The sequence below is a fragment of the Hafnia sp. CBA7124 genome (genome assembly GCF_002355555.1).
Classification (GTDB): domain Bacteria; phylum Pseudomonadota; class Gammaproteobacteria; order Enterobacterales; family Enterobacteriaceae; genus Hafnia; species Hafnia alvei.
The window spans coordinates 1,150,612-1,170,777 of the sequence record NZ_AP017469.1 but is presented as its reverse complement, the minus strand read 5'-3'; the positions used below and the strand labels follow the sequence as shown (position 1 = coordinate 1,170,777).

The window sequence follows — 20,166 nt, the reverse complement described above, 5'->3', positions numbered from 1 at the left end:
CGGTTCGAGAGTGTGAACACAGCCAACAAAAATGCAGTTTGAAGTACGGCAGGTATACGTTGGCAATCATAAATAGCTTATTCCCTAAAAGCTAATTTTGGTTAAAGAAATTTATATTCATAAGAAAGTTCTTATATTTCATAGCATTCCTTCAATGTGCATCGATTCCCATTGGCTGCCACGCGCACCGTAATAACCCTCTGCTTTTAAATGCTTTTGTGATCGCCATCGGTCCAACCTGCTAAATTCTGCCATCCCTAAGCCTTGCGCGGCAGCTATCCGAAGGTGTGAAATCTGCACACTATTTAGACTCCTATCGTCAGAGAAGTGGCGCCCTACACATTGATGCATTCCATTGCCGCTTCTCACCTATAACAAAAAGGATAGGACGAATGAACGACTCTATTGTTTTGGGAATCATCTGGCATCTGGTTGGCGCGGCCAGTGCTGCATGCTTTTATGCGCCATTTAAACAGGTAAAACATTGGTCATGGGAAACCATGTGGTCTATCGGCGGATTTGTCTCGTGGCTGGTCTTGCCTTGGTTAGTGAGCTACATCCTGCTGCCTAACTTTTGGGCTTATTACGGCTCATTTAGTTTCTCGGTGCTGCTTCCCGTCTTTTTATTTGGCGCCATGTGGGGCATCGGCAACATCAACTACGGCCTAACGATGCGCTACCTCGGCATGTCGATGGGGATCGGCATTGCCATCGGTATTACGCTCATCATTGGCACCTTGATGACCCCGATTATTCAAGGCCGTGTCGACGTGCTATTCGGAACGCCCGGCGGACGCATGACGTTGCTGGGTGTGTTAGTCGCGCTGATTGGGGTGGCAACGGTCAGCTATGCTGGCTTACTCAAGGAACGCGCCCTAGGGATCCGTGCCGAAGAGTTCAACCTGAAAAAGGGCCTGATTCTCGCCGTCATGTGCGGGATTTTTTCTGCGGGAATGTCGTTTGCCATGGATGCCGCGAAGCCAATGCATGAAGCCGCAGCTGCATTAGGCATCGATTCTCTTTATGTCGCATTGCCGAGCTATGTGATCATTATGGGGGGCGGGGCCGTCATCAACCTCGGTTACTGCTTTATTCGTTTAGCCACCATGAAAAACATCTCAATTAAAGCAGACTTCTCTTTGGCGAAAAGGCTTATCGTGGTTAACGTGTTGTTTTCCGTGCTGGGCGGTACCATGTGGTATCTGCAATTCTTCTTCTATGCGTGGGGACACGCCAAAATTCCGGCCCAATACGACTATATGAGCTGGATGCTGCACATGAGCTTCTACGTATTGTGCGGCGGCATTGTAGGATTATTGCTAAAAGAGTGGAAGTGCCAGAGCAAAAAGCCAGTCAGCGTGCTGTGTATTGGCTGCCTAATCATCATATTAGCAGCCAATATTGTCGGCCTTGGCATGGCGGCTTAGAAAAACGATCAGGAAACCGTTTGAGTTAGATCTCCTTCCGATACAAACGCACGGGCTGGTCAGGATAGTCCAGTCCGTCGCCAATATACTGCCAACCAAAACGTTCGTAATAATCTGCAAAGGCCGCGTAGAGATAAAGTTCTTTAAATCCGGCTTGGCGGCTAAAGTCCTCCACATAACGCTGTAGCTGAACGCTTAATCCTTGACCACGCTGACCTTCATCAATGTAAAGTGCGGCCAGCCATGGAAATAGGTCTTGGCGGCTAATCAAATCACAGCGCCACAATCCCACGGTGCCCACTGGCTTCTCGTCTTGCAAAGCCACAAAGGTTATCGGCAAACCTTCAGCGCGCAGGCTGCTACGCACAATGCTGGCAAAAAAATCTCGGCTATTTTTACTGCCAAAAGACGTGAATAACCAATTAGTTATCAACTCACAGTGTTCTGGAACTTCAGACAGCGGCAATATTTGGATCATATAAAATGGTGGTTAGAAAACAATCAAGGTGGAGATACTACGCCGCATTGCTTGAAAGTGAAATACAAAACAGCCTAGAAGGTTAGTCAGTGACGGGTGCATACACAATTCTGCCCTCAAACTTATGGCAGCACATTAACCACTCGGCGTGAGCAAATTCATAACAACGTGCGCGGTAGTCATATTCACGGCACACGCTGCCCAAAAAAAAGGGCACATTTCATCTTTTGTTAGAAAAGTATCCCTCTCACTAGCCCAATGTTATAAAAGTTAAACGAACTCTCAATTGGCAATTTTAACATTAAAGCTATATTAGCTTTTTATCAAAATCATCAAATGAAATCTGTAAACCATCAATGCAGATTGGAAATTCTAGTTTTCATTCTCATCTCGACTGATGAAAAAATAAAAATGGCATCTTTTAATATTTACATTTCAGAAAAAACACATAATGACAATATTAAACATGATTAAAAAACGCTAGCGACATTGCGCCACATGGCAAAAATCATAAAATAAGAACATTCTTGTAAATCTGCGAGATCTTCATTATTTAATTTTTTTATATTAAGGTGATGATTCCGAGTTAACCTTCATTGTTGCAAACAAAAAACCGCCTTGTTAGAATCGTTTGCAATTTCTACAGACTCTTCAGATAAAAACCACCGATGGTGTTTTTGCATTTTATCCCTAGCAATTCTCCCCTCTTTTTCCAAAGGAAGAAGCAAATGCCTGACTCTATAAATCGAGACTTCACATAGTTCGGCTAATTGCCTTGTAGATAGCCCCCCTGTTCTATCTCTTTCTAATAAACGGAGAATCAATCCCTGTTCCGGCACGCTAACCATCATGTGGTTACTTAAATTCATTGCTGCCGCCAACACTCTAAGATTATCCTGTGGAACACGTTGTCCTTGGAACAATAAAGAAGGATGAGAAGAATAAGATTCAAGTTTCATTTGCCGAGCTCCTTGTTATCAAATGAACCCCAGTATGCTTCTCGCCCGCACAGGCAGCAAGATTAGTCAAAAAAATCAATAATAACGATATTTTTATCCACTATTTATGTGTTTTTTATATAAAAAACCTAACCAAGCTAAAAAAACTTGATTTAGTATGGAGATTAACATGAGGTTCGATATAGAGGGATTTGTCACCTTTGATACTGAAGATGCGTCACTGGTCAATATTATTACCGGAGATTGTATCGAACTATCACAAACCTCTAATCGTCTACTTACTGAGTTACTGCATCACCGTAGTGATATTCTCTCTCGTGGGGAAATATTTCAGTCCGTATTTGATAAATATGGTGCAAGAGCATCTAACAGCAATCTCAACCAGTATATCTCTACGTTAAGAAAAAATATGAGCCATCTCGGCATTCAAAAAAACATCATCATTACCGTACCAAGAATTGGTTTTAAAATTGCTGAAGATGCGATCATTACGTGCGATCAAGAATACAATTCTTTTTTTACACCTACACCGATAAAGCAAGAAAAAACTGAAAAAACGAATTCTTGGTTGCGCCCTATACCAATATCAGCAACAATAATCACCCTTCTTTTTTTGTTACTCACGGTTATTATTAAAGTCGCTGATAACAATAAAGAGGTAGAAATTAAAAAGTTCACCAAAGAAAGCTGTATTATATTTATACCTTCAAACCTTCCGTTTAATGATGTGATGAATAATGAGCGGTTGGGACATTTGTCCTTAGATAAACTTGACTGTTCTAGCAAGAAAAAGCTCTACATTTATAAAAAACAGCGAAATAGTGTTCTAGGAACCAACATCCAGATTTTCATTACAGAATGTGATGAAGAAAAGAAAAGGTGTACAAGCCACTATTATAGAGAAAAGAAAAATGCATAAGAAAATTTATATATCTATCATATTTCTCTGCTCTACAGTGGTGACTTTATGGGCCGTATTAAAATATCATGCACCCGATAGTTTTATCTGCGATGCGGACTTCTCTATTGAGCAAAACATTAACGATGTGCATACCGTCTCAACGGGTATGCTCTCGATAGAGGCATCACAAAACTATCTCTTTATCAATATTGATGGTTTATTAACCCGCAATAATGATCGATACATTATTTCGCGAAGCATCCAGATCACCTACAAAGCCTACAATAAAGCCTTTCACCTCTATAAAGTTACTGCAATAAACACCTCTCGGTACGACTCCGATAACCTTGATGATAATACCGCCTCTGACCTTTTTTTTAGTAACAGTGACAAAAACCGCATCATATACATTAACAAATCTTATGATGGCGTCATGCTATTCGGTAACTCAATTTTTCCGCAGTATGGTTGCCATGTAAGATAAGTTACTATTATTTAATGTAATATTTTAAAAATCACTCACCTCAAATAAAAATAATCATGGATATAAACCTAATACAAACATTAGCCTGCATATCTAAAACCATTGATATGATAAACCCAAAACTGAACATGCATCATGTTCGAACGGCATTCATCGCATGGCATTTAGCCAAAGAAGCTTCGTTCTCACCCGCAAGCTGTCGTCAAACGCTGCTGGCTGCGCTATTACATGATATCGGCGGCCTGAATGAGCAATCTAGGCTAGCGCCGCTCAGCTATTATGATAATGATCATAACAATCATGCACTTATTGGTGGTCTGTTATTAGCCCATATTCCGCTATTCAAACCGCTTAGCGATTTTGTCCGCTATCATCACACCTGCTGGGATTACGGTACCGGCAGCATTATTGACGGCGAGCAGGTTCCCGAAGAAAGCCATATTATCTACTTGGCCGATCGTATTGATGTGCTTCTGGCACAATATCGCCACCAAGATCTGTTTGCTCTGCGGGATGTGCTGACAAAGAAAATTCAGGAAGGTATCAATGTATTGTATAAACCTGAATTTATTCAGGCCTTTACAAAAATCGCTGCGCGTGATGTTTTTTGGTCTGTCATTCAATCCTCTAACTATCTTGATTACATTAGAGAAATCCCTCGGATTCATAACAATACAATCTCGCTGCATAACTTTCGCGATATCATGAATTTACTGGCATTTATCATCGATCAGTTCAGCGAAGATGATGATTGCCATTCACTGGTTGTAGGACGCCTCGCCGGCTATCTGGCGAAAGAAGCGGGCATTCCCCCTACACAGTGCCTAAAAACAGAAATCGCTGGATTTTTGCACAACATTGGCAGTCTCGATCGAACTTCACCGCACTCCCCTCAGCATATTTGGGAAATACTTCAGCCCATTGAAGGAATGAGTGATATCGCTGAATGGTGCATGATGCAGTCATCCTCTAAAGAAGAAAGAGCGAGCGGCCCTGTCGAGCAAGAGATTCTCTACGTCAGTCATCGAACCGCTTTGGTGCTAGAAAAAAAACTGTCCACTCATGGGCTTATCGCTGATTTAAAACTGGCCGTACGGCAGAATGAAATTTCGCCAACCCTTTTTCGTCTAACCAGCGATCACGCCGCTATGTTGGTACAAATCTATCAGGTAACGACGCGTGAAAGACGCGCATTGGTGCAACATATCGATAAACTCAATCACGCGTTAAATCGCGAAAAGCATGAATAAAAACAGACTTAATCGATCGAATACTCAGGCCATTAAGCGGACAGCCCGCCATCGAGAATAAGCGTTTGTCCCGTTAAATAATGGCTATTTTCACCGATTAAAAACTCTGCCGCTTTAGCGACTTCGTGCGGGTGCCCCAAGCGGCGCAGCGGGATCTCCTGACGCATTGCTTTTAGCTTAGATTCAGGAATTGCTTGGGTCATACCGCTATCGATAAGGCCCGGTGCCAAGCAGTTGACTCGAATGCCAAAACGCCCCACTTCGCACGCCAGCGAACGCGCCAGTCCCATCATCGCCGCTTTACTCGCCGCATAGGCCGTCTGCCCACGGTTTCCCTTAATCGCACTCACCGAGGACATCAATACTATCGCCCCCTGCCCTTGCAGCATCATCGCCGGAAGCAACACGCGGTTCCAATTGATAATTGCCACCAGATTCGTCTCCAGCACATCTCGCCAAATTTCAGCGTCTTGATGTATATGCAGTGCGTCTCGCGTCACCCCAGCATTGTGAATAACGGCGCTCGGCGCGCCAAATTTATCGATTAATCGTTGAGCCAACTGCGCAACCTGTTGCTCATTTTTCCCATCGCAGGCATAGCCTTGTACCCAGGTGTCCGTTTGAAGATTTTCGGCTCGTCTCTGCGTCCCCACTAGACTTTCAGCGCTGCGCCCCGTAAACACCACATTCCACCGCGGCAATAATTCAATGACCAGCGTCTGCCCGATTCCGCGACTTCCGCCGGTGATCAATACCCATTTCTGCGTCATGTTAGGCCACTGACTCCTTATCGATAAACTCACACACTTCGCGCAGCGTAATATTCGGATGCTGAATAAAGAGTTCGGCGGTTAAGGTCACACCAAATTCTCGCTTGGCTAAGATGATCAACTCCACGTAGTCCAAACTATCCAGCGAAAGGAGCGCTAGAGGCGCATCGGCCTGAATATCTTCACACTCTAAATCTTTGGCATCGGCAATCATCTCACTCACTTTTTCATAGATAACATCATACTGGCTCATGTTTTTTCCCTTATTATTCAGCGGCTAATTAGCCAATTTTTAACGTAATCGCATTGCTGATAAATGCATGCTGATAGTGTGTATGTGCGGCAATTCGCACCAGCGCGCTGCCCGGTGCATCGTTGATGAGTAGCGCTGGCTCAATGTGGATAACCAGCGCCTCAGGTGAAATCGAGGGTTCCCATGAAGCAAGCAAGCGACGATCGAACACCAGTTCCTGATGGGTCTGAACCACAGGAAACTGGGTAAAAATCGCCTCAAATGATGCCTGCGCATTCTCGGGGAAATAGTGGCAAAGTACCTGCTGGCGCAGCAGCCCGCTATCATGGATCAGGTAGCGAAACAGCAGCGCGTCCAAAAATTGCCACTGTTGGGTATGCGGCTGTAAGGCAGAAAACGTCTGCCCATGACGGATGATATCCACAGCCTCAAGCGTTCCGCTTTCCCCCTTATCACCATCGACCAAAGACTGCACGGCGCTCACCTGACATGACATGCTCGCTATCCCTGAATCTGAGTGAACAATGGAGGCCTTTCGTCCCGCACGGATCAGTTGATAGGGCGTATCGCACCACACCGGCTGGCGTAATCGCGCGACGCAGCGCAGATAAGCCGCCGACTCATCCAAGCCCAACGCCGCACGTGCAATCTCCTGTTTGATATCCAGCAGTGCGCGCATCCCATGAACCCTAAGACCTTCACCACGCAGTCGTGCCTGCTCAAGATCAAAATGAATCGGGTTATAGTCACCGGAGAATTCAGCCCAGCGGTTGGCATCAGCCAAAGTGTATTGAACGGAATTCACGGATGCTGCTCCAGAATCAATGCTGCATTCGCGCCGCCGAAGCCAAAACTCAGGTTCAGCGCACGCGTCACTCGCCCAGCGCGATGCCCTTCAGCGATATAATCGAGATCGCACAAAGGATCAGGCTCCGTCAGATGCGCGGTTGCGGGCATAATCTGGTGTTGCATCGCCTGTAAACAGATAATCGCCTCAAAAGCGCCTGCGGCAGCAATCAGGTGGCCTGAATATGATTTAGTGCTCGACGTTGGGATCGCATACGCCGTTTGGCCTAAAGCCAGCTTCAGCGCTTGGGTTTCATTGAGATCGTTAAGCGGCGTAGAAGTGCCATGGGCATTGATATAGTCCAGATCTTCCGGTGCCAGCCCCGCTTGCTTTAGCGCATGCTTGATCGTGGCCACACGGGCAACGCAGTCTTCCGCCGGGGAGGTAAAATCAAAGGCATCGGAGAAATTACCGTATCCGGTGACTTCGCCTAAAATGGTGGCTCCTCGCGCTAACGCGCTTTCCCGTTCTTCCAAGCACAGCACGCTGGCACCTTCTGAAAGTACAAAACCGTTACGCTGGGCGCTAAAAGGACAGCTTGCACGCAGAGGATCGCTCGGCTCGTGACACAGCGCGCCGAGCACGTCGATGTTCCACACGGCACCGTCGCCTGTTAGAGATTCACCGGCACCGGCCAACATCATATTGGCGCGGCCGCTACGGATAACCTCAACAGCATCGCCAATAGCGACCGTTCCCGTTGCGCACGCGGCCACAACGGTATTTTGGTAGCCGCGCAAATTCCAATATTGACTGCACGCAGCCGACGTCACGTTCGGCATGGTGTAAAAGCAGTTGAACGGAGAGGAAACGCCCTGTAAAGCAAACTCTCTGGCAGCGTAATAGCTTTCGTCGAGTCCACCCCAGCCGGTTCCCATAATGGCGCCACACATCAAGGGAGAGTAAAAATCGAGCGGCGAGCTTTCACCAAACGCCATTCTCATCGCCTCACGCGCGGCGCCTAGCGTCAGCCGAGCAAAACGCGGTAAGCGCCGACGGATCGCGGCCGGTACGCCTTTTAAACTCGGCTCTTCCGCGATAAGCCCCAGAAAATGCGCCTTGATACCCAGCTCGGTTTTATCCACGTAGCCATAGCCCAACTGATAATCCATGATGGCCTGCCAGCTGGCCTGTGCATTTGAGCCCAAAGGCGTGATTGCGCCATAACCGGTCACCACAACGCGTCTCATCTCATTATTACGCTGCATTTTTGATTGTCCTTGGTTGCGAATTTCCACCGCCCTGTGCCAGCCATAGCTGTAGCGTGGCATAGAGGTAGTCGTACTGCGCCTGCGTCAGGCTGTTTTCCAATGTGAGCTGTACATCCTGCGCATCGAGCAACGTTTGGTAGTCCACTGCACCTGCTCGATAACGGCTTTCAGTCAACGCTAAACGCTGTTTGCCTAGCGCGATCGATTGCTGTAAACGGCCACGTTGTTCATCCGCACTCAGCCGCTGCTCCATGGCGTTATCCACTTCAGAAAGCGCGGTATAAGCCGTCTGGCGAAACTTCACCGCCGCCTGCTTGATCTGCAAATTCGACTGTTCGATGGTGAGCTGCACGGTGTTCCACTGAATAAACGGCAAGGCGACAGCGCTACCCACGGTGCGGGTCGGGTTGTTAAACCACTGCCTGAAAACCTGACTTCCGGCGTTCATGGTCGCGTTCAACGAGAGCGAAGGATAAAAGCTCAGACGCGCAGCGTCGTAGCCCGCCAGCGCCGCACGCAGCCGAGACTCGGCCGCCTGAATATCAGGACGCTGGCTAATGACCGCCAGCGGCGTGACCGCGGCTATGGCTACCCGCTGATCGGTATTAAGCGTGGCGAGTTCATCGGTATGCTGCTCTGCGGGACGGTTAAGAAGCAGTGCCAACGCATTACGAGAGGCTTCGCGCTGCTGCAACAGCGCCCGCAATGAATTCTGGCGACTTAGGCGCGTTTGGCGCGCCTGCAATACGTCGAGCAAACCGACTTTACCCACCGAATGCCAAGACTCAATCTGCGCCAGCGTTTGTTCAGCAATATCCAAACTATCGCGCAAATTGCCGATCTGCTGATTGAGCAACGCGATGGTCCAGTAAATTTGCGCGGTTGTGCCAATGGTTGATAGCACCGTCGCCCGATAATCTTGCTCGCTCGCGGTGGCCTGCCACTCGCCTTGCTCACGCACCCGAGCTAATTTCCCCCACAAATCCAGCTCATAATTGATCGACAAAGACGCCGCGTAGCTCTCCTGCGCCGCCGAATGGTGACGCACCGATTGACTATTACTGGCCGATCCCCCGAGCGAAACGTCTGGGGTTAAATTGGTATTGGTGAGTCCAGCGGCAATCCGTGCCTGCTGAAGCGTAATCGCCGCGGCGGCTAAATCGTTATTGCTCGCAAGAACTTGATTAACCACCCGCGTCAAACGCGGATCGTTAAACCCTTGCCACCAGTTTTCAGACTCCGATGCCAACACATTGGGATCTTGCGCCATTTGTTTCTGCCACTGCGTCGGATAAGAGATCTGTGGGCGCTGATAGTCACTGCGCGTCAGGTTGCCACAGCCCGATAACAGCAAAATGATGGAGATAACGTAATGAAGTTTCATTCGCGTGCCAGTGCCTCAGTCGGATTGAGTTTCGCCGCACTGCGCGCTGGAAAATAACCGAAGGTCAAACCGATAAGCGCAGAGAACGCGCACGCGATCGCCACGGGAAGCCACGTGAACGCCATCGAAAATTCATCGGTGATCAGAGCAAAAATCTGAGCCGCAATCCACGAGCCCCCAACCCCAACAAGGCCGCCCAAGGTGCAAATCATCACGGCTTCGATTAAAAACTGGTGCATGATGTCGGAGGGACGCGCGCCCACCGAAAGCCGGATCCCGATTTCATGGGTTCTTTCCGTTACCGAAACCAACATGATATTCATCACCCCAACGCCGCCCACCAGCAGTGAAATAGCGGCAATCGCGGTGATCAGCAGCGACATTGAATCGGAGGTTTTCTGCATCGCCTTGGTGAGCTGGTCGTCGGTTTGAGAGAAAAAGTCTTTCTTCCCGTGCTCACGTGTCAGCAGATGCTCAACGGTCTGCATCGCATCCTGAGGCGTTAAGGACTCTTGAAAGCGTAGAACGATGGCTTCTAAAGGTTTATCACCGGAAATACGCTGTTGCAGCGAAGTATAAGGCAGCCATCCCGCCATAAACCCGCCCACTACCTTTGGCCCAGGTTTCACCGCCACCCCCACCACGCGCCATGATGCGCCAGCAATCTGCACAATTTGGCCGAGAGGATCTTCGCCATCTTGAAACAGGGTGTCGCGGCTGGTTTCATCCAGCACCAGAACCGGCTCCCCTTCGGCGACATCACGAGCGGTAAACCCATTGCCTTGAATAAAACGAATGCCCTGTAGCGCAAAGAAATCCTGTGATACGCCGGATAACATCATCGACGAGTCGTAGCCTTTGCGCACTGCGGTAGCCATGCTGCTCACCTGTGGGGATACCCCCTCTGCCCACGGCTGCTTTTGCAGACTCGCCACGTCATTAAGCGACAGCGCGCGTTCCATATCAGGCCGCTTGCTGCCCCAGCCAGTACCCGGTCGAATTTCTAGCGTGGTGTTACCTAACTTGCCAATTTCATTCATGATGGTCTGGCGCGCCCCTTCCCCCACGGCCATTGAAGACACCACCGATGAAATGCCAATGATGATGCCGAGCATGGATAAAAAAGTGCGCATGCGATGCCCCAATAGAGAACGCCAAGCCATCCGCATCGATTCATGAATGCTGCGCCACAGCGAAGCTCGCCCGTTATCTCGAACCACGGGAATGTGCTGCGCTAAACGATCTTCGGGGCAGGACTGATTGATTTCATCCGCGATAATGCGACCGTCGCTGATTTCAACGATGCGCTGCGCCTGTTTAGCGACGCCGTGATCGTGCGTGACAATAATGACCGTATGCCCATCCGCATGCAGCTGGTGAAGAACCCCCATTAAAGCCTTACCGCTAACGCTATCCAAAGCGCCGGTAGGCTCATCCGCGAGGATCACCTGCGCGCCATTGATTAACGCGCGGCAAATGCTTACGCGCTGCTGCTGCCCGCCAGAAAGCTGCGCTGGGCGATAGCCTAAGCGACTTTTCAGACCCAATTTTTGCCCCAGCATTTCAATACGCGCTTTGCGTTCACTTTCGGGCATGGCGGTATACAACGCGGGGATAGCGATGTTTTCTTCTGCGGTCAGATAGGGCATTAGGTGATAGCGCTGGAATATAAACCCGAGATAGCAGCTGCGTAGCTCAGCAAGCCGATCGCTATCCGTTTCGTTAACGCTAATCCCGTTGATCAGAACCTCGCCCCGCGTGGATTTATCCAGACAGCCAATGATGTTCATCAACGTCGATTTTCCTGAGCCCGAGGCACCAATAATGGCAACCATCTCGCCTTGCGCAATCGTCAGCGTAATATCATTGAGCACCACGTGAGTTTGGTTACCGGCAACAAACTCGCGGTACACGTGACGCAGCTCAATAATGGGATTCATCTTCGCTATCGCACTCATCCCTGAGCCCCATCCGCTGGCATCACTACGCGGTCGCCCAGCTGTAATCCCTCTAGTACCTGAGCAAACTGACGATCGTTGATACCAATACGGATCTTGCGCTGCTGTGGCTTGCCGTTTTCAAGCACGGTGATCAGGTAGCTGTCGGTGCTCAGTGCCCGTCCCAGCGTCGAAACCGGCACACGCAACACATTCTTCGCCTCGGCGACGCGCACAAAGACCTGAGCCGTCATGGAGGTTTTCAGTTCTCGCTGTGCGTTATCAACAGCAAACGTGCCGTTGTAATACACCGCGTTGGCCTGCTGGCTTGCCGCACTATTCCCGTTTGCCTGCTCTTCCAAAGCTTCTTGAGGAGCCGGCTGAACAAAGCCCATCCGGCTGGTGTATCTTTTCTCAGGGTTGGCAATCACATAAAACCACAGCGGTTGACCGGGCTGTATTTTCTGAATATCTGCCTCTGAGATCCGCGTTTGAACCAGCATTTTGTCGAGGACGGCTAATACCAGAATGGTGGGAGCCGTTTGTGATGACACGATGGTTTGCCCTTCATTGGTCACAATGCCCAGCACTTCGCCGCTGATTGGCGCAATAATGCGGGTATAGCTCAGGTTCGCGTTGGCGGTTTTGACAACCATTTCGGCCTGCACAATTTGCGCATCATTCATCTCGACCTGCTGGCGCTGAGCGTCATATTGCGCCTGTGCTTGCTCCACATCGCTTCGCACACCCGAACCATCACGCATCATGGCTTGTTGGCGGTTCAGTTCTTGGCGATAGCGCACCAGCATGGCCTGCGAGGCCAGTTTTTGCGCTTTGGCGCTGGCTAGCTGCGCCGTTGCATTGCTCAGATCGGACTCTTGCAGCGTGGGGTCGATCTCCGCCAGCAACTGCCCTTTCTCCACTTTGTCACCCTGACGGACATACAGCTTTCGTAGCTGCCCATTAACCTGCGCCCCGACGTTGACCTGCATCGATGGCTTAAGCGTACCGGTCGCCAAAACCACTTTTTCAATGTCACCTCGATCAACCTGCTCGGTGATCACCGGTTCTGGCGCAGAAAAACCCCGCGAAAGACCGATCGCCGCCAGCAATATAATCGCTCCGGCAAGCAGCGCGAGCAGCCAGCGCGAGGTGACAAAAGAGCGCCATTGCTTCATGCCAAAAGCTCCACGTTAACCATCGGTTTGGCCTCAGCCGGAGTGACAGGCCTAAGCTCGCCGTCAAGTAGATGATAAACCTGCGAAAACTGCGGCAGAATGTGCTGGCTGTGAGTGACCACAATCAAGGTTTTGCCGGTTTTACGGCAATGTTGTTGAACCGCTGCCATCACGGTACGTGCCGTTTCGTTATCCAAATTGGCCGTGGGTTCATCCAACAGCAAAATGGGACGCGAGCTATACAGCGAACGCGCCAGCAGCAAGCGCTGACGCTGGCCAAGCGAAAGCGCGGCATGGCTTTCACGGATTAGCGCATTGATACCGCCGGGCAGCTGATGGATCACCGGATACAGCGCCAGTGAGGTGAGTAACTCCTCAATACGCCCGCGATCGCTGTCTCGATAATGAGGATCGAATAGGGTGATATTTTCCAAAACGGACGCATTAAACAGAATGTCTTCTTGGCTTTGCAGACACACTAACGATGCCAGTTGCTGAGCGAGAACGGCGTTTCCATCAACCAGCACGCCGCCCTCTTGAGGTGAGAACAGCCCAGCAATCAGCCGCAATAAAGTACTCTTCCCTGCCCCTGACTCGCCGACAATCGCGATTTGCGATCCCGCAGGCAGATCGAGAGAAATACCCGCGAAAATCGTTTTCGCTGGATCGTAATAGAAACGTACCCGCTCGAAGCGCACATGCGGCGCAACGGTACTTAGCTCGGTGCTTTGCGGTATCGCATGTTGATCTTCATCGGCCAAAAACAGGCTGTGGGCGCGGGTATCAATCACATGCAACTGTGATTTTTGAATAATCGAAAAGAAAATGCGCGTCACATAAGAGCTAAAAATCTGGCGTAGGAAGCTATAGGCAAAAAAATCGCCCAGAGAGATCTGCTTGTTATTCACCATGGGCAGAACCACCAGCATGAAAACCACCATCTCAAGGCTGCCCACCAGTTGATACAGCCCCTCTTTGACCTGCTGATAGACCTTCTGCCGCTGCAAGCAGCCAAACAAATCGCGGCTGAACCATGCAAACTGTGCCTTGCGCTGGCTCTCAAGTCCGGCCGTTTTGATGGTTAAAACGCCTTGCAACGTTTCCATGAAAAAGTCATTGAGCACTGCGCTTTTGAGCTGCAGCTGCTGGGTATACCAACGATCGCGCAGAACCGCCCAGATACTGATCATCCCCATGGCTATCACCCCAACGCCTGAAATCAGCGCCAGCACGGGAGCAATCCAAAACATAATGCCCAACGCGATAAGGCAGATAACCCAGTCACTTCGCAAACCGTTATCCAGCTCGATTTTCTGCAACAGCCCGCCTTGCCAAGCGATAAATCGGCTAAAGATGTCGCCCGGTGCGCGTTTTTCAAAAAACCGCAGCGGATTGGCGAGCAGTCGCGAAAAACCCACGCTGCTGTTGAGCAGGACAAAACGTTTGATAAAGCGCTCGCTGATCACGCGCACACCCAGCGCCAGCAGCGTTGAGGCAATAAACGCGGCAATAAACCAACCGTAAGGGAAGCGGCTGTTACCCACCTCAGCAAACGCCTGATTGATGGCGTTACTGACCATCGAAGGCATGAGAAATAACGTGAGAGAAACCAAAAACGTTATCAACATCAGCCCATACATACCGGGCACCGCTGCCGTTTCTTTCAAACTCATCGCATGAGGCAACGTGCTTTTCGTCGTGCCAGTTTCGGCGCTCTGTTCAGCGGTAACCCGCGTTTGTGGATCGAGAATGAGCGCATAGCCACTGATTTCAGTTTTCAGCGAGGCAAAGGGCAACCATTGTTGGCCAATCGCGGGATTCATTACACACACCTGCTGGCCTTTGCGATAGGCCAACACCACATAGTGGCTTGCGCCATAGTGCAAAATGGCCGGTAGGGGCAATTCACTGAGCTCATGGTGTTCGAAAAGTACGGGAGCCGAAGCTATGCCAAGGCTCGCCAGAATGGAGGATAAATCGTTCAGTGAAGTTCCATGATCCGACGCGGGGAAACGCGCTCTCAGCGTGTCCAGATCGGTTTTTCGTCCCTGCGTTTGCGCCAGCATGGCAATGCACGCTAGCCCGCATTCGTTGGTCTCTTCCTGAAAAATCAGATCGGGTATTATTGGTTTCATCATCATCGGTTATTGATTGATAAAATACAGAGAGTGGCTATGCCAAAGCAGCCAATCATGTGGATATTCCTGTAGCGCCTGCTCGATGATTTCTGGCAGTTTCTCCGCCACATCGCGCGCTTTTACCGGCGCATGAATATGGATACGCAGCCCGTCTTGGTAGTAGAGATGGTAGAAAACCACCTGTGCAGAAACGGCCCGCGCCAAACGCACAATACCGCTATGCAGCCCCGCGACGCGTCCAAACAGCCGGCAGCGTAGTTTTCCCGATGCGGCTTCCTCGGTTTGCACGGTATAGTCCGGCGTAATATCGGGAAAAATGATGAGGTTCTGCTGTCCCATCGCGACATCGCTTAACAACGAAGTCAGGCTGGAAGCCAGCTGTTTGCTATCTTGATGAATAGAGCAGTAGGAAAGATTCACGCCCCCTAAGGCACGCGCGCGGGCGTTGTACTGTTCAGCGCTTGAAGAAACGATAACGCTAGCGCGCCCCGGTGTTACGCCAGCGGCTACCATCGCAGCGAGCACATCAGAAATACTGTGCAGCGGCGCCAATATGACCGCATTTTTCCGCAGGCGAAGTGGCGCTACGGCCTCATCGAGCTGTTGAGTACAGGCGGCAAGCTGCTGTAGCACTTTTGGGTTTTGTGCCCACGTTGCGCTGGCCTCAAGAATTTTGCGCCGTACCGCAATCCATGACGCATCGATGCGCCCTTTTTGCCCTGTTAAGCAGTGAAAATTCTGAGTCGCAACCGGATTCTGATGGCGAAACTCTCGCCCAAGCACGCCCAAAAAACGGAGCCCGCGAGCGATAGCCAGCACAAGACGCACGTTACAAAAACGTAGCACCCAGCATAAAAATGTTTTCAGCGCGGAAAATAAGCGATGAACCACTTGATGCAAATATCCGCCAATATTTTTGGTGCTGAAAACGATCCACACCAGCAGAAACCGGGTAATCGCCATTACTTATCCTTTCCGAGCAATTTCAGCATACGTTTTGAGAATTCAGGGAAAGAACTATCTTGTGCAACCACAAAACGCTTATTAATAATAAAAATCGGCGTTGCCGTAATATCATAAAAATCTGTAATAGCTGACATTTCATCTAATCGATTTTTAACGGCTTCACTGGCTCGCGTTTTTTTATATTCAGCAACATCAATGCTATTTTTAAGCAGCCATTTATTTAACTCTGCCGCATCCGTCAGATTAATACCTCGAGCAATAATAGCGTTATACGCACTATCACGCACGGCAGGTTCTACGCCCATTTCTTGTAGCGTGGCAAAGATAGGGGCAAAGGCAGATAAACCACTCTTTTCTGTATTGATATGTATTGATTCAAATACTACGCCTGCGGGCAGTTTTTTAACAAACTCCCTCACATTATCCTCATTCGCGGCGCAGTAATGGCAGCCATAGGACATCACTTCGATAATACTGTTATTTTCTCTTATTGGGCTTTTCTCTGCCTGCGCAATAGTTAATTCTTTCTGCGGCGAGGTTTGATTATCGCTTTCACTTGAAAACGACTTGAACACAAACACATGGTAAAACAACACGGTCATCAACGATGAGACAATGACAAGCAGCAATGAATAACTAATAACCGTTGTGCGTTTAAACTGCATAACTTTAATGCCCCAAAATTGATCGTCGAATAAATACATGGAGAGCAACTCTCCATGTATTGGTGACTATTTATTTAGCAAACTAGAGAGATTAACGATTTGGCACGCGGCACAGGTTCATATCGGCATCTTTCATGGTGGTCGTTGAACCATGTTTGTCAGTGCAAACTGTCACTAACTTACAAGATGCTACGCCGCCAATTACCACGGTTTCATAAGAGCTGCTACACGTTTTGCAGTTGCCACCAACGATCTGTGAGGCTTCCGCTGCATTAATGTGTTTCATATATAATCCTTACCTTAGTTTATTAAAAATATGCAATGAATTGCATGTACCTACCGATGAACATGGCACCAGTAATCTTTAAAAATCGTTGATAACTCAGTCGTTACGAGGCGTTGCCACAATACATTTAAAAACATTAAACAAAGCGACATTGCTGGTGACATTAAGCCGCTTCATTAAACGTCGTTTGTAATAACTTAACCTTCGAACGTTAATATTGACTTCGTTCGCAATCTGGGAAAGTGATTTACCCTTAAATATCTCTTCCATAAGCCACCACTCATCGCTTGAGATATAACACCCCGCATCGGCGGTTAACCATTTCATTCGGGTGTAACTCACCAATGAGGGACTAAAAACTGTTTGTCCTATTTCGCTACACTTCAGCTCATTAAAAAATAGATTCACATTCTGTTTAGATTCACTTTTTAATAGCCAATGTGCACCAGGTAATAGCGAGTGCAGCGCAAAAAAAAGCGGGATATTATTTTCACTCAATAAGATAACGAGTTTCTGTCGATGATGACGGTAGTACATCTTGATCATATTGAGTACATTAAACCGCCCCTGAGGAAAACTTTCAAAATCACAAATCACCCAGCGCTGTTCTCGTTCGTTCCTTTGCTGTTTAAGCACCTCAACGAGCTGATGTATATTATTAGAGCTGCTAAATTGGACTCGCATTGAGTCATCACAAGCATCCTGAATAACGGACTTCAAGCCTTGAGAGAAAAAGATATTTTTATCAAAGAAAAAGCACTGATAATTCATTTATAAATACCTTCTCAGCAAATCACTGATAATTTAACGTGTAGTTAGCTGTTGCAGTGAAAGCACCGGTCGTTAACGTTCCGTTCGCTAACGCCTGCGGCTCTCCCTCCACGAAGGCTTGGAAGTTCAACTGCATCACGGTATCGGTAATAGCCGTTGCGTTGGTTGGCATATTGAGTCGAATCGGTGAACCATCGCTTTCTTCTAAGCCAATACCTACGCCGCTCGCGCCGCTTGGCGCCACGGACTTAATGGCCAAACGATCGCTCATGTTCGAGTTCCGGTCGCCATCAAAGGTGACCGTTACCGAGTCAAATACGCTGGGGTTGCAGTCTTCCAACACAATCGAAAACGCAATGGGTGTGGTTTTCCCCGTCGCATAAAGTGACTTGGTTGAAATCTCACCAAAGTCTACCGGCACTTTTTCCGATCCCGGAGCAATGCTGCAAGGCAGAGCGACAACCACGCCTTTAAACGTCATTGCACCACCCACCAACTCTCCCGCCGCTTCAACCGCATTACTGAACATCAGCGTCGCTAGCACAGCCAGTTCCATCAGACGCATACCCTCTCCTTACTGGAACTCTGCAACAACGGTTGCAGAAGCCTGAAAATCACCTTCCTCAATGTTGGTTCCGGCGTTTGCAATCGGCGCTGCGATGAGATTCCAATCCCCCTCGTTATTGTTAAAACCAGGGACGTTATAAAATCTATTCGGCGTGATGGTCGAACCGCTTTGATCTGTCAGCTTGATGCCCAAATTTGAACGATCGCCGGAGCCGGTGGTTCCCAGATAATCACTGTTAAAACTGGCTGGGCTGGCCTGCTGAATAGCCAGTTTGATATTCAGGCTGCCCGTGGTAAAACTTCCGCCTTCACACTTCACGTGAATTGGCACGTTATGGCTGTAGTTATTGCCATTGAGCTTGCTGCCCGTACCAGGGATGGTGCCGAAATCCACCACGATAGGCGTTCCCTGATTCACCACGCATTTATCGGGCACGGTAAGCACACCCGAGTTGATATAAATCACCGACATCGGCACTGAGCCGATACCGGAGGCCGTTGAACCAATGCGGCCATATAACTCAGCAATTTGCGTCCCGACCAGATTGACACCGTTGATAATGGGTTTCGTGATCATAAAAGTGACACGCCCCTTCGACCCAGATTCAAAATCGGTGTACTGCACCGATGGCGGCGCACAGGTGTTCTGATACGCGCGGTTGCTTTCATTGTTGAACGGAACCGGCAGGTATTCGAGACGGTTACCACGGATGTAGATTTCAATTTTGACATCCATATAGTCGTTCAAACGCAGATAGCCGGGGTTATTGCCTGATTCAGCCAGCGTCGCACGCGAGGTGAAAAATACTGGCTGATTCGTCATCGGCGTATTGCAGTAGGCTGTCCCGGCATAAAGCCCACCTAATGCAAACTCAGAGCTAATCAGAGAGCCCGCTACGTTAGAGGTAATATCCTGATTTCCCACATCGATGTTGTATTGATGCGGACCACCGACCGGGATAATTTCGCCATCGATATAGGCCTGCACGCCAGCGGGAAGTAGCGATAGAGCGAGTGCACACATAACGCACGTTTGGCGTGAGAATAGGCCAGACAGTTTCATTACAAATACTCCATTTTCACACGCAGCAATCCTTGGAATTCACCGGCGGTGACCGAGTCTCCCGTCGATTCCAATGCGGCCATAAAGGTCAATACGCTATCGCCGTATTTCACTAAGGAAGGCGTCTGGGTCTGATTAATTGCCAGCTTATTGCCTGACATATCCATCAAACGAATACCTGCTCCTTGCACCATACCGGTAGTGTGTAATAGCGCAGGGTCGGCTACATCGGACTCACCGATAAAGGTCATCTGCACCGCTTGCTCACCGGTGGTATAGGCGCGCCAATCGCTTCCCGTCGTCTTCGAAGCCAAGCTACTGCGCGCTATTGATGCCCCTTTTAGGCAATCGCGTAGATAGATTTTGATCAGCACCGGCTGGCTGTGATCGCCAGCACGATGAAAGCTACGCGCCGTCATTTCGCCCATATCGATATCTTGCATCCGGCTCTCCCCCGCCATTACGCACGGAGAGGCATACACAGAACCATGGAACCGAACAATGCCGCCATCTTCACCGGCATGATCCCGATCTTGATGTTGTGGCAACTGCGGCACCGTAGACTGAGCCTGAAACACAACGCCCAGTGCCAGAAATGCGCATAACGCGAATCGATTTTGCATTGTCGGGT

21 protein-coding genes are annotated in these 20,166 nt (G+C 49.2%); 4 read left to right on the top strand and 17 right to left on the bottom strand.

The annotated features are described in order from the left end of the window. The first annotated feature begins 392 nt into the window (after nt 1-392). Entirely contained in the window at nt 393-1,427 is a 1,035-nt protein-coding gene (gene rhaT / locus CPY98_RS05430; RefSeq protein WP_096386681.1) for an L-rhamnose/proton symporter RhaT, read from the top strand. Nucleotides 1,428-1,452: 25 nt separating this feature from the next. On the opposite strand, the gene CPY98_RS05425 is transcribed toward rhaT, so the two are convergent. Together CPY98_RS05425 and CPY98_RS05420 are read right to left on the bottom strand one after the other, a co-directional pair. Continuing rightward, complete coding sequence (locus CPY98_RS05425; protein WP_096386679.1) at nt 1,453-1,905, bottom strand: GNAT family N-acetyltransferase; 453 nt, start codon at nt 1,903-1,905, stop codon at nt 1,453-1,455. Nucleotides 1,906-2,498: 593 nt separating this feature from the next. After that, the gene (locus CPY98_RS05420; protein WP_025800636.1) at nt 2,499-2,864 is read right to left on the bottom strand and encodes a FaeA/PapI family transcriptional regulator; all 366 of its coding nucleotides are present in this window, start codon (nt 2,862-2,864) and stop codon (nt 2,499-2,501) included. A gap of 169 nt (nt 2,865-3,033) precedes the next feature. Between CPY98_RS05420 and CPY98_RS05415 the strand changes: the two genes are divergently transcribed. The 3 genes from CPY98_RS05415 to CPY98_RS05405 all read left to right on the top strand — a co-directional run bounded on the left by CPY98_RS05415 (nt 3,034) and on the right by CPY98_RS05405 (nt 5,499). After that, nucleotides 3,034-3,783, top strand: a complete 750-nt coding sequence (locus tag CPY98_RS05415; protein ID WP_043491777.1) for a helix-turn-helix domain-containing protein — start codon at nt 3,034-3,036, stop codon at nt 3,781-3,783. Next, the gene (locus CPY98_RS05410; protein ID WP_043491775.1) at nt 3,776-4,249 is read left to right on the top strand and encodes a hypothetical protein; all 474 of its coding nucleotides are present in this window, start codon (nt 3,776-3,778) and stop codon (nt 4,247-4,249) included. The genes CPY98_RS05415 and CPY98_RS05410 overlap by 8 nt, the downstream gene beginning before the upstream one ends. A gap of 107 nt (nt 4,250-4,356) precedes the next feature. Further along, nucleotides 4,357-5,499, top strand: coding sequence for an HD domain-containing protein (locus CPY98_RS05405; RefSeq protein WP_231899436.1), 1,143 nt, complete (start codon nt 4,357-4,359; stop codon nt 5,497-5,499). A gap of 32 nt (nt 5,500-5,531) precedes the next feature. Here CPY98_RS05405 and CPY98_RS05400 read toward each other — a convergent pair whose 3' ends face one another. The 15 genes from CPY98_RS05400 to CPY98_RS05330 form a co-directional block, all read right to left on the bottom strand. Then, nucleotides 5,532-6,269 (bottom strand): SDR family oxidoreductase, encoded by a 738-nt coding sequence (locus tag CPY98_RS05400; RefSeq protein ID WP_096386674.1) that lies wholly within the window; start codon nt 6,267-6,269, stop codon nt 5,532-5,534. Nucleotide 6,270: 1 nt separating this feature from the next. Then, the gene (locus CPY98_RS05395) at nt 6,271-6,522 is read right to left on the bottom strand and encodes a phosphopantetheine-binding protein (RefSeq protein ID WP_025800631.1); all 252 of its coding nucleotides are present in this window, start codon (nt 6,520-6,522) and stop codon (nt 6,271-6,273) included. Between the two features lie 28 nt (nt 6,523-6,550). Then, nucleotides 6,551-7,327 carry a MaoC/PaaZ C-terminal domain-containing protein gene (locus tag CPY98_RS05390; RefSeq protein ID WP_157743837.1) on the bottom strand — a complete coding sequence of 259 codons (777 nt, stop codon included), beginning with the start codon at nt 7,325-7,327 and terminating at the stop codon, nt 6,551-6,553. Then, nucleotides 7,324-8,577, bottom strand: a complete 1,254-nt coding sequence (locus tag CPY98_RS05385) for a beta-ketoacyl synthase (RefSeq protein ID WP_096386669.1) — start codon at nt 8,575-8,577, stop codon at nt 7,324-7,326. Before CPY98_RS05385 ends, CPY98_RS05390 begins: the two co-directional genes overlap by 4 nt. Beyond that, on the bottom strand, nt 8,567-9,964 hold the full coding sequence (locus tag CPY98_RS05380) for a TolC family protein (RefSeq protein ID WP_096386666.1): 1,398 nt from the start codon (nt 9,962-9,964) through the stop codon (nt 8,567-8,569). The genes CPY98_RS05385 and CPY98_RS05380 overlap by 11 nt, the downstream gene beginning before the upstream one ends. Further along, complete coding sequence (locus tag CPY98_RS05375) at nt 9,961-11,904, bottom strand: ABC transporter permease (RefSeq protein WP_096388720.1); 1,944 nt, start codon at nt 11,902-11,904, stop codon at nt 9,961-9,963. Before CPY98_RS05375 ends, CPY98_RS05380 begins: the two co-directional genes overlap by 4 nt. Nucleotides 11,905-11,918: 14 nt before the next feature. After that, entirely contained in the window at nt 11,919-13,079 is a 1,161-nt protein-coding gene (locus CPY98_RS05370; protein WP_096386663.1) for an efflux RND transporter periplasmic adaptor subunit, read from the bottom strand. Next, entirely contained in the window at nt 13,076-15,214 is a 2,139-nt protein-coding gene (locus tag CPY98_RS05365; protein WP_096388719.1) for a peptidase domain-containing ABC transporter, read from the bottom strand. Before CPY98_RS05365 ends, CPY98_RS05370 begins: the two co-directional genes overlap by 4 nt. Before the next feature lie 9 nt (nt 15,215-15,223). Then, nucleotides 15,224-16,174 (bottom strand): ABC transporter, encoded by a 951-nt coding sequence (locus CPY98_RS05360; protein ID WP_096388718.1) that lies wholly within the window; start codon nt 16,172-16,174, stop codon nt 15,224-15,226. A gap of 5 nt (nt 16,175-16,179) precedes the next feature. Further along, nucleotides 16,180-16,848: a DsbA family protein gene (locus tag CPY98_RS05355; RefSeq protein WP_096388717.1), complete on the bottom strand. Its 669-nt coding sequence runs from the start codon at nt 16,846-16,848 to the stop codon at nt 16,180-16,182. Nucleotides 16,849-16,939: 91 nt separating this feature from the next. Next, nucleotides 16,940-17,134: a DUF4762 domain-containing protein gene (locus CPY98_RS05350; protein WP_043491757.1), complete on the bottom strand. Its 195-nt coding sequence runs from the start codon at nt 17,132-17,134 to the stop codon at nt 16,940-16,942. A 96-nt stretch (nt 17,135-17,230) separates the two neighbouring features. After that, on the bottom strand, nt 17,231-17,905 hold the full coding sequence (locus CPY98_RS05345; RefSeq protein ID WP_096386660.1) for a LuxR C-terminal-related transcriptional regulator: 675 nt from the start codon (nt 17,903-17,905) through the stop codon (nt 17,231-17,233). Between the two features lie 22 nt (nt 17,906-17,927). Beyond that, nucleotides 17,928-18,470, bottom strand: a complete 543-nt coding sequence (locus CPY98_RS05340) for a fimbrial protein (RefSeq protein ID WP_096386658.1) — start codon at nt 18,468-18,470, stop codon at nt 17,928-17,930. Between the two features lie 9 nt (nt 18,471-18,479). Next, the gene (locus tag CPY98_RS05335) at nt 18,480-19,535 is read right to left on the bottom strand and encodes a fimbrial protein (protein ID WP_043491746.1); all 1,056 of its coding nucleotides are present in this window, start codon (nt 19,533-19,535) and stop codon (nt 18,480-18,482) included. Further along, nucleotides 19,535-20,158, bottom strand: coding sequence for a fimbrial protein (locus tag CPY98_RS05330; RefSeq protein WP_096386655.1), 624 nt, complete (start codon nt 20,156-20,158; stop codon nt 19,535-19,537). The genes CPY98_RS05335 and CPY98_RS05330 overlap by 1 nt, the downstream gene beginning before the upstream one ends. Nucleotides 20,159-20,166 lie beyond the last annotated feature (8 nt).